Origin of the sequence: Bacillus sp. SRB3LM (assembly GCF_015712745.1) — a bacterium.
GTDB lineage: Bacteria > Bacillota > Bacilli > Bacillales > Bacillaceae_G > Bacillus_A > Bacillus_A thuringiensis_K.
The window spans coordinates 628,120-641,407 of sequence record NZ_VWVQ01000008.1 but is presented as its reverse complement, the minus strand read 5'-3'; the positions used below and the strand labels follow the sequence as shown (position 1 = coordinate 641,407).

The following is a 13,288-nucleotide window of genomic DNA, read 5'->3' as shown; positions in this document are numbered from 1 at the left end:
AAGAGAGGAATTGTATGAAAAAGTATGCATTAGTAACTGGAGGAAGCGGAGGGATTGGCTCTGCTATTTCGAAACAATTAATTCAAGATGGATATACAGTATATGTTCATTATAATAACAGTGAAGAGAAAGTGAATGAGTTGCAGAAAGAATGGGGTGAAGTAATTCCTGTTCAAGCGAATTTAGTTTCTACTGATGGGGCAGAGCAATTGTGGAAACAAATTGAACATCCTCTTGATGTTATCGTATATGCAGCTGGGAAGAGTATTTTTGGACTCGTAACAGATGTAACGAACGATGAATTGAATGATATGGTAGAACTTCAAGTGAAGAGTATCTATAAATTATTATCGATGGCATTGCCATCTATGATTCAACGGAGAGGCGGTAATATTGTACTTGTTTCGTCTATATGGGGACAAATTGGAGCGTCATGTGAAGTGCTTTACTCGATGGTAAAAGGTGCGCAAAATTCATATGTGAAAGCTTTAGCAAAAGAAGTTTCATTAAGTGGAATAAGAGTGAACGCGGTGGCGCCAGGTGCAATTGAAACGGAAATGTTAAATGTATTTTCAGAAGAGGATAAGAATGAAATTGCGGAAGAGATTCCGTTAGGACGATTAGGATTACCAGAAGAAGTAGCAAAAACTGTGTCATTTCTCGTATCATCAGGTGCATCTTATATAACAGGACAAATTATCGGAGTAAATGGCGGGTGGCATTGCTAAAAATTTCTTACATAAAAAATGAAAAACTGTACAAATTAAGCATGATTCTATTACTAAGTAGTGAGGTGCTTACACATGTCAGTTTTAGATAATTTTGATCAATGGAAGAGCTTTTTAGGAGAACGTTTAGAACAAGCGCAAGGAAAAGGTCTTGATGGTGGTGCTGTATCAGATATGGCATTTCGTGTTGGTGATTATTTAGCAAATGAAGTAGAAGCACGCAACGATCAAGAGAAATTATTAGCTGAACTTTGGAAAGTTGCTGACGAACAAGAGCAACATACAATCGCAAACTTAATGGTAAAGTTTGTACAACATAAGTGAAAAATAGAGAGGAGAATCTCCTCTCTATTTTTTTTGCATAATAATTGAAAGGGATAGATTATACATTTAGCTTCCCTATTAAGGTGAAATCATATAATATAGTACGTAGGTGTAAAGTAAGCAAGGGGAGTGATCTTGGATGATTGAATGGTATTTTGAATATGAAATACATAAAAACCGACCTGGCTTGCTTGGTGACGTTTCTTCGTTAATCGGTATGCTTGGCATTAATATTGTCACAATTAATGGTGTAGATAATGCACGACGTGGATTACTCCTTATGTGTGATAATCAAGAGCAAATCTCTAGACTTGAATCAATTTTAAATACGATGGATAACATAACGGTAACGAAATATCGTCCGCCAAAGCTAAGAGATAAGCTAGCGGTTAGACATGGTAGGTACATACAACGAGATGCAGATGATAAGAAGACATTTCGGTTTGTGCGTGATGAATTAGGGTTACTTGTAGACTTTATGGCTGAAATAATGAAAAAAGAAGGTCATAAACTAATTGGTATACGAGGAATGCCTCGTGTCGGAAAAACAGAATCCATTGTTGCTGCAAGTGTTTGTGCAAATAAAAGGTGGTTATTTGTATCATCTACTCTTATTAAGCAAACTGTTCGTAGTCAATTAATTGAAGATGAGTATAGCGATGACAATATTTTCATCCTAGATGGAATTGTGTCAACGAAGCGTGCTAACGAAAGACATTGGCAGCTCGTTCGTGAAATTATGAGATTGCCTGCAACGAAAGTTGTAGAACATCCTGATGTATTTGTGAGTCAGTCAGAATACACATTGGATGATTTTGATTATATTATCGAGTTGCGTAACGATTATGATGAAGAAATTCAATATAATTTAGTAGATGAAATTGAGCAAGGTACGCAAAATAATTTCTCTATGTTTGACTTTTAAAGAAATATTGAGGTGTTAGTAGTGACGGAATTGGGACAAAAGCTGAAAGAAGCAAGAGAAGCGAAAGGCTTGTCTATTGATCAGCTGCATGAGATTACAAAAATTCAAAAACGCCATTTAGTGGCAATTGAAGAAGGCAATTATGATGTATTGCCAGGAGCTTTTTATGCGCGTGCATTCATTAAACAATACGCAGATGCGGTTGGATTAAATGGAGAGGAACTGCTTGTAGAACATCAGAGTACGATACCACAATCTGAAAGGCGTGAAGTTCCACAAGTATCAACGGGACAAAAAACACAAGAAACAATGCAAAAATCTTCATCATGGCCAATTGCAGATCACATGCCGAAAATCTTAGTTGCGCTGTTAGTAATCGCAGTTGGAGTGGTAATCTGGTTTGTGTTTCAAGCGTTAACTGGAAAAGATGATGAAAAAGTTCCAAGCGCTCAAAGTGAGAAAATTGAAGTTCAAAAAGCGAAAGATTCTCCGTTAGATACGAAAAAAGATGAAGCGAAAGCGGAAGAGCCAAAAAAAGAGGAACCAAAAAAAGAAGAACCAAAGAAAGAAGAACCAAAGAAAGAGGAGCAACCAGCACAACCAACTGGACAGCAAGAAGTGAAAGTAGTTGGAACAACTGGAAAGGTATCTACTTTGGAAATTCATAATAATAAAACATTAGAACTGGAATTATCGGGTAAAGGTGCGAGTTATGTAGATGTTAAAGATGATGCTGGGAATGTGATTCTAAACGCTACAGTACAAGAGGGCCAAATAGAAAAACGTGATGTATCAACATTAAAAGAAGTGCGACTTAATATTGGAAATGCAACGAATGTTGAAGTTAAACTGAATGGCCAAGTGGTCGCTTATCCATTGGATCCAGAAAAAGAACTTCACCAAAGATTGGTGATAAAAAACCAAGGGATAGAGCAACCTGCACAATAACAGTCATCGCTTCGATGACTTTTTTTCGATGAACAAATGTTTTTGATATGATGGAGGAATAGCTGTGAATTTACCAAATAAAATTACAATATCTAGAATCTTCTTAATTCCAATTTTTATGGTAATTATGTTAGCACCCTTTGATTGGGGTTCATATAAAATTGGTGATGTTAATTTGCCAATTCAACATTTAGTGGGGGCGCTTATCTTTATCATTGCTTCAGCTACAGATTGGATTGATGGACATTATGCAAGAAAGTATAATCTTGTAACGAATTTAGGGAAGTTTCTTGACCCGTTAGCTGATAAATTACTTGTTTCGGCAGCACTTATTACATTGGTAGAGATGCAATATGTACCGGCTTGGATTGTTATTGTAATTATCAGTCGTGAGTTTGCAGTAACTGGTTTACGTCTTGTACTTGCTGGAACAGGGGAAGTAGTTGCAGCAAACCAGCTAGGGAAAATTAAGACATGGACACAAATTATTGCGATTGCAGCATATTTATTACACGATGTACCTTTAAATTTAATCCATATTCCAGTTGCGGATATCTTCATATGGATTGCATTAATCTTTACTGTTATTTCAGGATGGGATTATTTCTGGAAAAATAGAGCTGCTTTTGTAAACTCAAAATAGAAGTTTATGGGGGAATTGGGATGAATGCTGAGATTATTGCGGTTGGAACTGAATTATTACTTGGACAAATTGCAAATACAAACGCCCAGTTTTTATCTGAAAAGTTAGCTTCAATCGGAATTAACGTGTACTATCATACTGTTGTTGGTGATAATAATAAGCGACTGCAAAAGGCGATTGAAGCTGCGGAAGAACGTGCTGATATACTTATTTTTACAGGTGGATTAGGACCGACAAAAGATGATTTAACGAAAGAAACGATAGCTACTAGTTTAGATGAAGAGCTTGTGTATGATGAAAAGGCATTAGCCTTAATAAGTAATTACTTTAAGCGTACAGGCCGTGAATTTACGGAGAATAATAAAAAGCAAGCGCTCGTTTTAAATGGAGCAACAGTATTTGCAAATGACCACGGTATGGCGCCAGGTATGGGGGTAAATAAGAACGGAAAAGTTTATATTTTATTACCAGGGCCGCCAAAAGAAATGAAACCAATGTATGTAAGTTACGTAGAGCCTTTTTTACGTAATTTTACAACAGGAGAAAACATTTATTCTCGTGTGCTTCGTTTCTTTGGTATTGGGGAGTCCCAATTAGAGGTGAAAGTTCAAGATTTAATTGATGGACAAACAAACCCAACAATTGCCCCGTTAGCAAATGATGGAGAAGTGACATTACGTTTAACCGCTAAGCATCAAAATGTTAGCGAAGCGGAGAAACTAATTCAACATGTGGAAGATTTGATTTTAGAAAGAGTAGGAGAATTTTTCTACGGATATGACCAAGAATTTTTGCATTATAAGGCAATCGAGTTATTGAAGAGAAAAGGGTTAACTTTAGCGTGTGCAGAAAGTTTAACAGGTGGTTTTTTTGGAAATCAAGTAACTGAAAACGCTGGTGTTTCTTCTGTATTTAAAGGCGGTGTCATTTGTTATCATAATGATGTGAAGCAACATGTTTTACGTGTGCCTGAAGAAGTATTGCATACTGATGGTGCAGTTAGTAAAGAATGTGCTCGTTATCTTGCTGAAAATGTTAAGGATGTATTAAAAGCGGATATCGGAATTAGTTTCACTGGGGTAGCAGGGCCAGATGCTTCAGAACAGAAAGAACCAGGAACAGTATTTGTTGGGCTTTCGATTAAGGATGAACCAACTGTAGTCTTTCCTCTTAATTTAAGCGGAAGTCGTCAACAAATTAGAGAACGAACAGCAAAATATGGATTTTATCATTTATATAAAAAGCTAGAAGAGATATAAGTTTCTTCTAGCTTTTTTTACGTTTAAATTTAGATATTATTTGATAGAAAATAAAAAAATCGAATAAATGTTCGATTTTGTTGGCAAATTGAATTGAAAATAGGTATAATAAGATTAGCAATTCAGTTAAGGAGGAATTTTGAATGAGTGATCGTCAAGCAGCGTTAGATATGGCGTTAAAACAAATAGAGAAGCAATTCGGTAAAGGTTCAATTATGAAATTAGGAGAACAAGCAGAGCGTAGAGTTTCTACGGTTTCTAGTGGTTCTTTAGCACTTGATGTGGCACTAGGAGTAGGCGGATATCCACGTGGCCGTATTATCGAAATTTACGGACCTGAAAGTTCAGGTAAAACGACAGTTTCATTACATGCAATTGCAGAAGTACAACGTCAAGGTGGACAAGCAGCATTCATCGATGCGGAGCACGCAATGGATCCTGTATATGCACAAAAATTAGGCGTTAACATAGATGAATTACTATTATCACAGCCTGATACAGGGGAGCAAGGATTAGAAATCGCGGAAGCACTTGTACGAAGTGGTGCGGTTGACATTATCGTAATTGACTCTGTAGCAGCTCTTGTACCGAAAGCAGAGATTGAAGGCGACATGGGTGACTCACATGTAGGCTTACAAGCACGTTTAATGTCACAAGCACTGCGTAAGCTTTCAGGAGCAATCAACAAATCAAAAACAATTGCAATCTTTATTAACCAAATTCGTGAAAAAGTTGGGGTTATGTTCGGAAACCCAGAAACAACTCCAGGTGGTCGTGCGTTGAAATTCTATTCAACTGTACGTCTTGAAGTGCGTCGTGCGGAGCAATTAAAGCAAGGTAACGACATCGTTGGTAATAAAACAAAAGTAAAAGTAGTGAAAAATAAAGTAGCACCACCATTCCGTGTTGCGGAAGTTGATATTATGTACGGAGAAGGTATTTCAAGAGAAGGTGAAATCTTGGATATGGCTTCTGAGCTTGATATCGTTCAAAAGAGCGGTGCTTGGTATTCTTATAATGAAGAACGCCTAGGACAAGGTCGTGAAAATTCGAAGCAGTTCTTAAAAGAAAATACAGATTTAAGAGAAGAAATTGCCTTCTTTATTCGTGAGCATCACGGAATTAGTGAAGATTCTGGTGCTGAGGGCGCAGAAGATTCAACTCTTCTTGATTAAAAAATAAAAGACACGGCCTCGTGTCTTTTATTTTTTTATCTACTATTAAGGAGCATAATACTATTGATAAAAATATTTTTTTACTTCAAATGGGTTGTGTAAAGAGGGATATTTAAATATTTTAAGGAAAAGAATTGGGAATTACTAAGGTTTTCCAGTATAGTAGGCTCCTTACTTTTTAAATTTACATCACATTCAAGGCTGAAGGTAAAGAAAGTAAAAGTAGACAACGCTTGACAATGAAAATTACGATAGATACAATGAGAATGTATATTTTTTCTTATATACGATATACTCTTCTCAAGAAGAGAAGTAATATTCGGAGTAAGGTTTAAATCTTACCGAAATAATAATATGACATTTTAATTGTGAAATGAAGAAAGTCCCTTAAAAAAGCGGGACGACGGTCTTTGCTGTATGTTGTAATTTAATGTACATGCCGACAGTCTTTTTTCATTCATAGCAAGGGGAGGTGAAATCATGAGTAGTACAGTTTGGATACTCATCTCCATTTTGCTTGCAACAACAGTCGGTGCAGTTGTTGGCTTTTTTGTTCGAAAGTCTATTGCTGAAGCGAAGATTAATGGTGCGGCTAATGAAGCGAAACGTATTCTAGACGAAGCGAATCGTGAGGCTGAAGCACTTAAGAAAGAAGCGCTTTTAGAAGCAAAGGATGAAATTCATACACTTCGTACAGAAGCTGAATTAGAAATTCGTGACCGTAGAAGCGAATTACAAAAACAAGAAAATCGTTTAATGCAAAAAGAAGAGAACCTTGATCGTAAAGACGAAACGCTCGATAAACGCGAGCAGCAGTTAGAGAAGAAAGAGGATTCTCTTGTAGCGAGACAACAACAGATTGAAGAGTTGGAAAGCAAAGTGGGAGAGTTAGTTCAAAAGCAACAAACGGAATTAGAGCGCATTTCCAATCTGACACGCGAACAAGCGAAAGCAATTATTCTTGGTAAAGTAGAAAATGAAGTTTCTCATGAAATCGCTGTTATGGTAAAAGAAAGTGAAGTTCGCGCGAAAGAAGAAGCGGATAAGAAAGCAAAAGAGATTTTATCTCTTGCAATGCAAAGATGTGCAGCTGATCATGTTGCTGAAACAACCGTTTCGGTTGTAAATCTTCCAAATGACGAAATGAAGGGACGTATTATCGGGCGTGAAGGTCGTAATATTCGTACGTTAGAAACGTTAACGGGTATTGACTTAATTATCGATGATACACCAGAGGCGGTAATCCTTTCTGGATTCGACCCAATTCGTCGTGAAACAGCTCGTATCGCTCTTGATAAACTAGTACAGGACGGACGTATTCACCCAGCGCGTATTGAAGAGATGGTCGAAAAATCAAGACGTGAAGTGGACGAGTATATTCGCGAAGTCGGAGAGCAAACAACGTTTGAAGTGGGTGTTCACGGATTACATCCAGATTTAATTAAAATTTTAGGCCGTTTAAAATACCGTACAAGTTATGGTCAAAACGTCTTAAAACACTCTATGGAAGTTGCATATTTAACTGGACTTATGGCGGCAGAGCTTGGCGAGGATGAAAAACTAGCAAGACGTGCTGGTCTATTACATGATATCGGAAAAGCGATAGACCATGAAGTAGAAGGTAGCCACGTTGAAATTGGTGTTGAACTCGCAACGAAATACAAAGAGCATCCTGTAGTTATAAACAGTATCGCATCTCACCATGGTGACACAGAACCAACTTCTATCATTGCAGTTTTAGTTGCAGCAGCAGATGCTTTATCAGCTGCAAGACCGGGAGCTCGTAGTGAAACACTTGAAAACTATATTCGTCGTCTTGAAAAGTTAGAAGAGATTTCAGAGTCTTATGAAGGCGTTGAAAAATCATTTGCAATTCAAGCAGGACGTGAAGTTCGTATTTTGGTAAAACCAGATACAATCGATGACTTAGAAGCTCATCGTTTAGCTCGTGATATCCGAAAACGTATTGAAAATGAACTGGATTACCCAGGACATATTAAAGTAACTGTTATTCGTGAAACGCGTGCAGTGGAATACGCAAAATAAAGTGGTGAAACACCACTTTATTTTTTTGTGTTGGAATTGGATAAAATAAAGACAGTTAGTTATATAGCATAAAAGTGAAACAAACTTATAATAAAGATATTATAAGGAATTTACTTGATGCTATAGCAATAAAAAATGCAGTACATAGAAAGGGTAAGACATATGAGAATATTATTTGTTGGGGATGTAGTAGGATCTCCTGGTAGAGGTATGATTCAACAATACGTACCGGCATTAAAGAAAAAATATACACCTACAGTAACAATCATTAATGGAGAAAACGCAGCAGGTGGCCGTGGGATTACAGAAAAAATATATCGAAACTTTTTAGAGTGTGGGGCGCAGGCAGTTACACTTGGAAACCACGCTTGGGATAATCGTGAAGTATTTGAATTCATCGATGATGCAAAATATCTTGCAAGACCAGCAAACTTCCCAGAAGGAACTCCAGGAAAAGGACTTATCTTTGTGAACTGTAATGGAACAGAAGTTGCAGTTATTAACTTACAAGGACGTACTTTCCTTCCTCCAATTGATTGTCCATTCCGTAAAGTGGATGAATTAATTAATATTGCGAAAAAGCGTACGAATATTATATTTGTTGATTTCCATGCGGAGACTACAAGTGAAAAACAAGCGCTAGGTTGGTATGTAGATGGACGTGCTACAGCAGTAGTAGGTACGCATACGCATGTCCCTACAGCGGATAACCGTATTTTACCAAGCGGAACGGCATACATTACAGATGTTGGGATGACAGGGCCGTATGACGGAATATTAGGTATGGACAGAGAAGCAGTATTGAAGAAGTTTTTAACAAACTTACCAGTACGATTTGAAGTAACAAATGGTAGAACGCAATTAAGTGCAGTGTTAATTGATGTGGATCCAAATACAGGAAAAGCAAAGAAAATTGAACGTATTTTAATTAATGACGATCAACCATTTTTTGAGTAAATTTTCGTTAAATTTTAGATAAGTTATTATATTTTAATTTTTTAGAAAAATTACGAAAATTTAGCAGGAATACGCGCCATTCCTCGTGAATATAAGTTAAAGTGAAATAATTGCTAATACTTTTTAAAGAAACGAGGAGGAAACGCGGAATGGAAATATTAAAAGTTAAAGCAACGTCGGTCCCTAATTCTGTAGCTGGTGCACTTGCAGGTGTTATTCGCGAACGCGGAACAGCAGAAATTCAAGCTATTGGTGCAGGTGCATTGAACCAAGCTGTAAAGGCAGTAGCAATCGCAAGAGGATTTGTAGCGCCTAGTGGTTTGGACCTGATTTGTATCCCAGCGTTTACAGATATTATGATTGATGGCGAAGAGCGTACAGCAATAAAATTAATTGTAGAACCTCGTTAAGTTTAAACAACCTGTTTGCAGTATGCAAACAGGTTGTTTTTATAATGGAGGAATGAAAATGAAAATTTTTGATGCTCATTGTGACGTGCTTCTTCAGTTATGGAGTGCACAAGGGAAAAGGAATTTTAAAGATGATTCAAAATTACATATTACATTTGAACAGTTAAAGAGAAGAAAAGGAAGTATACAATGTTTTGCTATATATGTGCCAGAAACAGTGGCATATGAAAACCGATTTGAAGTAGCATTACAAATGGTGGATATTTTTTATAATGAAATTTTATCCCTACCAGGTGTAAAGTTTATTCAGACAAAAGATGATATTAACGGGTTAAAACAGGACGAGGTTGGAGCGATATTAACACTAGAAGGATGCGAAGCAATTGGAAAAGATGCAATGAAATTACGGTTGTTGTATCGCCTAGGAGTACGTTCTTTTGGACTGACATGGAACTATGCCAATTTCTTAGCTGATGGTGCGCTAGAGACGCGTGGGGCGGGTTTAACGACTTTTGGTAAACAAGTTGTACAAGAACTTAATACGTTACATGTATGGACTGATGTGTCTCATCTGAATGAAAGAAGCTTTTGGGATGTGATAGAAATTGTAAAAAATCCTATTGCCTCCCACTCAAATTGTATGAAACTTTGTGAGCACCCACGTAATTTGAATGATGAACAACTTAAAGCTCTTATAAAGAAAAATGGCATGATCGGTGTCACTTTTGTACCACAGTTCCTAACGAATGAAAATGAAGCAAATATAACAGATATAATAAAACATATCGAATATATTTGCTCGCTAGGTGGAGAAAACAATATAGGGTTTGGTTCAGATTTTGATGGGATTGTAGATACAGTTGTAAATGTATCAGCGTATCGAGATTATGAAAATGTAATGAACGAGCTTTGCAAACACTATGCTGCATCTACTGTAGAACGATTTTTATATGATAATTTTGTAGAACATATGAGTTTCTGAGTTTTGACTTAAAATTCAGAAAAATTAAAATTAATTCATTTGATTTTATTGCTTTTTTTAAGACCTAATACTAGAATGAAAAACAAAATAGCTTTATACTAAAGATTCAGGGAAATCAGAAGAGGCATAATTTGCGTCCGTTGTAGTTTATTTGCATAAAAAATGCTAAACTATTACTGTAAAAAAATACACTACAATGAATGCAGCCAAAAGGGGTGTAGGAGATGATTAGTCAACTTTCATGGAAAGTTGGAGGCCAACAAGGTGAAGGAATTGAAAGTACAGGAGAAATCTTCTGTATTGCATTAAACCGATTAGGATATTACCTATACGGTTACCGCCACTTCTCATCACGTATAAAAGGCGGCCATACAAATAATAAAATTCGTGTAAGTACAACAGAAGTACGAGCGATCTCAGATGATTTAGATATTTTAATTGCTTTTGACCAAGAAACAATTGATTTTAATTTCCACGAACTACGTCCAGGTGGAATTGTAGTTGCGGATGCGAAATTTAATCCAACAATACCTGACAATACAGATGTAAATCTATATGTGATACCGTTTACAGATATTGCTTCGGAATTAGGCACATCATTAATGAAAAACATGGTTGCTGTTGGAGCATCAAGTGCAGTATTAGGATTAGATGAAACAGCTTATTTAGATGTTGTTGAAGAAATCTTTGGTCGTAAAGGAGAGCAAGTCGTTCAAAAGAATATGGACGCAATTAAACGTGGCTCTCAATATATGAAAGAATTACTAGGTGAGAAAGTAAACATGATGCAGCTTGAAAAAGCTGATGGTAAAAAACGCATGTTTATGATTGGAAACGATGCAATTGCATTTGGTGCGGTAGCTGGTGGTGCTCGTTTTATGTCAGCATACCCAATCACACCTGCATCAGAAATTATGGAATATTTAATTAAAAAATTACCGAAAGTCGGCGGAACAGTAATCCAAACTGAGGATGAAATCGCAGCTTGTACAATGGCAATCGGTGCAAACTATGCTGGTGTTCGTACATTAACGGCATCTGCTGGTCCTGGTCTTTCATTAATGATGGAAGCAATCGGTTTAGCAGGTATTACAGAAACCCCATTAGTAATTGTTGATACACAACGTGGCGGCCCAAGTACAGGATTACCAACGAAGCAAGAACAGTCTGACTTAATGGCGATGATTTACGGTACGCATGGTGAAATTCCAAAAATCGTAATGGCGCCAAGTACAGTTGAAGAAGCTTTCTATGACATTGTAGAAGCATTTAACTTATCTGAAGAATATCAAGTTCCTGTTATTTTCTTAACAGATTTACAGCTTTCGTTAGGAAAACAAACAGTAGAACCACTTAAATTAGATAAAGTGGAAATTCGTCGTGGTAAGCTTGATTTAGAAGCAGAATTACCAGAACGTGAAAATAAAGCATACTTCAAGCGTTATGAAGTAACAGAAGACGGCGTTTCACCGCGTGTTTTACCTGGTATGAAAAATGGTGTTCACCATGTTACAGGTGTAGAACATGATGAAACTGGAAAACCATCGGAATCAGCAATAAACCGTAAAGATCAAATGGACAAACGTTTCCGTAAAATGGAGAACTTGAAGTTTAATACCCCTGTTTATAAAAATGTTAAGCATGAAGAAGCAGACGTATTGCTTGTTGGATTTAACTCAACTCGTGGTGCAATCGAAGAGGCAATGACGCGTTTAGAACAAGAGGGTATGAAAGTAAACCATGCTCATGTGCGTTTAATTCACCCGTTCCCAACAGCTGAAATCGATCCACTTGTGAAAAAGGCGAAGCGTGTTGTAGTAGTAGAAAACAATGCAACAGGTCAGCTTGCTAACATTATGAAAATGAATCTTGGTAATGGTGAGAAAATTTCTAGTCTTTTAAAATATGATGGAAACCCATTCTTGCCGAAAGAGATTTACAACGAATGCAAAAAAGGGGTTGTATTAAATGGCAACATTTAAGGACTTTCGTAACAGTGTAAAGCCAAACTGGTGCCCAGGTTGCGGAGACTTCTCAGTGCAAGCTGCAATTCAACGTGCAGCAGCTAACGTTGGCTTAAATCCAGATGAACTTGCTGTTATTTCTGGTATCGGCTGTTCAGGCCGTATTTCAGGTTATATTAATTCATATGGTGTGCATAGTATTCATGGTCGTGCCCTTCCGATTGCACAAGGTGTGAAAATGGCAAATCGTGATTTAACAGTTATCGCTTCAGGTGGTGACGGTGATGGATTTGCGATTGGTATGGGACATACAATCCATTCTATTCGTCGTAATATCGACATTACGTACATCGTAATGGATAACCAAATTTACGGATTAACAAAAGGGCAAACTTCACCACGTAGTGAAGCTGGATTTAAAACGAAAAGCACACCACAAGGTTCAATTGAACCATCACTAAATGTAATGGAAATGGCTTTAACAGCTGGTGCGACATTTGTGGCGCAAAGCTTTTCGAGTGATTTAAAAGAATTAACACAAATTATTGAAGCTGGTATTAACCATAAAGGATTCTCATTAATTAACGTATTTAGCCCATGTGTTACTTACAATAAAGTAAATACTTACGATTGGTTTAAAGAGAACTTAACGAAACTAAGCACGGTAGAGGGATATGATCCATCTAATCGTATGATGGCTATGCAAACGTTAATGGAAAATAACGGTTTAGTAACAGGTTTAATTTACCAAAATACTAAGCAACCATCATATCAAGAACTTGTTAAAGGCTATAGTGAAGAGCCTTTAGTGAAATCTGATTTAAATATGGATCAGAAAATGTTTGATGAGCTTGTTGCTGAATTTATGTAATGTAAGAAGAGGAGGTTGCCAATTTGGCAACCTTTTTTATGCGCAAAAATATAGGA

Annotated in this window: 13 protein-coding genes; all 13 read left to right on the top strand. The window is 36.9% G+C overall.

From position 1 onward, the window contains the following. Positions 1-14 precede the first annotated feature (14 nt). Positions 15-728, top strand: coding sequence for an elongation factor P 5-aminopentanone reductase (gene ymfI / locus F3I02_RS10180; protein WP_000759623.1), 714 nt, complete (start codon positions 15-17; stop codon positions 726-728). Between the two features lie 75 nt (positions 729-803). Further along, on the top strand, positions 804-1,052 hold the full coding sequence (locus tag F3I02_RS10175) for a DUF3243 domain-containing protein (RefSeq protein ID WP_000114454.1): 249 nt from the start codon (positions 804-806) through the stop codon (positions 1,050-1,052). A 139-nt stretch (positions 1,053-1,191) separates the two neighbouring features. After that, positions 1,192-1,977, top strand: a complete 786-nt coding sequence (locus F3I02_RS10170; RefSeq protein WP_000574107.1) for a DUF3388 domain-containing protein — start codon at positions 1,192-1,194, stop codon at positions 1,975-1,977. 21 nt (positions 1,978-1,998) lie between these two features. Continuing rightward, entirely contained in the window at positions 1,999-2,925 is a 927-nt protein-coding gene (locus F3I02_RS10165) for a helix-turn-helix domain-containing protein (RefSeq protein WP_089149561.1), read from the top strand. 64 nt (positions 2,926-2,989) lie between these two features. After that, complete coding sequence (gene pgsA / locus F3I02_RS10160; RefSeq protein ID WP_001052968.1) at positions 2,990-3,568, top strand: CDP-diacylglycerol--glycerol-3-phosphate 3-phosphatidyltransferase; 579 nt, start codon at positions 2,990-2,992, stop codon at positions 3,566-3,568. A gap of 20 nt (positions 3,569-3,588) precedes the next feature. Further along, positions 3,589-4,827, top strand: a complete 1,239-nt coding sequence (gene cinA / locus F3I02_RS10155; RefSeq protein ID WP_000990698.1) for a competence/damage-inducible protein CinA — start codon at positions 3,589-3,591, stop codon at positions 4,825-4,827. Positions 4,828-4,970: 143 nt separating this feature from the next. Next, a complete protein-coding gene (gene recA / locus F3I02_RS10150; protein WP_001283860.1) occupies positions 4,971-6,002 on the top strand; it encodes a recombinase RecA in 1,032 nt (343 codons plus the stop codon). 480 nt (positions 6,003-6,482) lie between these two features. Then, positions 6,483-8,048, top strand: a complete 1,566-nt coding sequence (gene rny / locus F3I02_RS10145; protein WP_000099769.1) for a ribonuclease Y — start codon at positions 6,483-6,485, stop codon at positions 8,046-8,048. Between the two features lie 162 nt (positions 8,049-8,210). Further along, entirely contained in the window at positions 8,211-9,005 is a 795-nt protein-coding gene (locus F3I02_RS10140) for a TIGR00282 family metallophosphoesterase (RefSeq protein WP_001221095.1), read from the top strand. Between the two features lie 149 nt (positions 9,006-9,154). Beyond that, complete coding sequence (gene spoVS, locus F3I02_RS10135) at positions 9,155-9,415, top strand: stage V sporulation protein SpoVS (RefSeq protein ID WP_000404341.1); 261 nt, start codon at positions 9,155-9,157, stop codon at positions 9,413-9,415. A 58-nt stretch (positions 9,416-9,473) separates the two neighbouring features. Continuing rightward, a complete protein-coding gene (locus F3I02_RS10130) occupies positions 9,474-10,397 on the top strand; it encodes a dipeptidase (RefSeq protein WP_000688039.1) in 924 nt (307 codons plus the stop codon). 224 nt (positions 10,398-10,621) lie between these two features. Beyond that, positions 10,622-12,379 (top strand): 2-oxoacid:acceptor oxidoreductase subunit alpha, encoded by a 1,758-nt coding sequence (locus F3I02_RS10125; protein ID WP_000625417.1) that lies wholly within the window; start codon positions 10,622-10,624, stop codon positions 12,377-12,379. Then, complete coding sequence (locus F3I02_RS10120; protein WP_000190155.1) at positions 12,366-13,232, top strand: 2-oxoacid:ferredoxin oxidoreductase subunit beta; 867 nt, start codon at positions 12,366-12,368, stop codon at positions 13,230-13,232. The genes F3I02_RS10125 and F3I02_RS10120 overlap by 14 nt, the downstream gene beginning before the upstream one ends. The last annotated feature ends 56 nt before the right edge of the window (positions 13,233-13,288 follow it).

Bases quoted from the DNA above. Each gene is read 5' to 3' on its own strand.
- ymfI (WP_000759623.1), top strand. From the start codon at position 15: ATGAAAAAGTATGCATTAGTAACTGGAGGAAGCGGAGGGATTGGCTCT.
- F3I02_RS10175 (WP_000114454.1), top strand. From the start codon at position 804: ATGTCAGTTTTAGATAATTTTGATCAATGGAAGAGCTTTTTAGGAGAA.
- F3I02_RS10170 (WP_000574107.1), top strand. From the start codon at position 1,192: ATGATTGAATGGTATTTTGAATATGAAATACATAAAAACCGACCTGGC.
- cinA (WP_000990698.1), top strand. From the start codon at position 3,589: ATGAATGCTGAGATTATTGCGGTTGGAACTGAATTATTACTTGGACAA.
- recA (WP_001283860.1), top strand. From the start codon at position 4,971: ATGAGTGATCGTCAAGCAGCGTTAGATATGGCGTTAAAACAAATAGAG.
- rny (WP_000099769.1), top strand. From the start codon at position 6,483: ATGAGTAGTACAGTTTGGATACTCATCTCCATTTTGCTTGCAACAACA.
- F3I02_RS10140 (WP_001221095.1), top strand. From the start codon at position 8,211: ATGAGAATATTATTTGTTGGGGATGTAGTAGGATCTCCTGGTAGAGGT.
- spoVS (WP_000404341.1), top strand. From the start codon at position 9,155: ATGGAAATATTAAAAGTTAAAGCAACGTCGGTCCCTAATTCTGTAGCT.
- F3I02_RS10130 (WP_000688039.1), top strand. From the start codon at position 9,474: ATGAAAATTTTTGATGCTCATTGTGACGTGCTTCTTCAGTTATGGAGT.
- F3I02_RS10125 (WP_000625417.1), top strand. From the start codon at position 10,622: ATGATTAGTCAACTTTCATGGAAAGTTGGAGGCCAACAAGGTGAAGGA.
- F3I02_RS10120 (WP_000190155.1), top strand. From the start codon at position 12,366: ATGGCAACATTTAAGGACTTTCGTAACAGTGTAAAGCCAAACTGGTGC.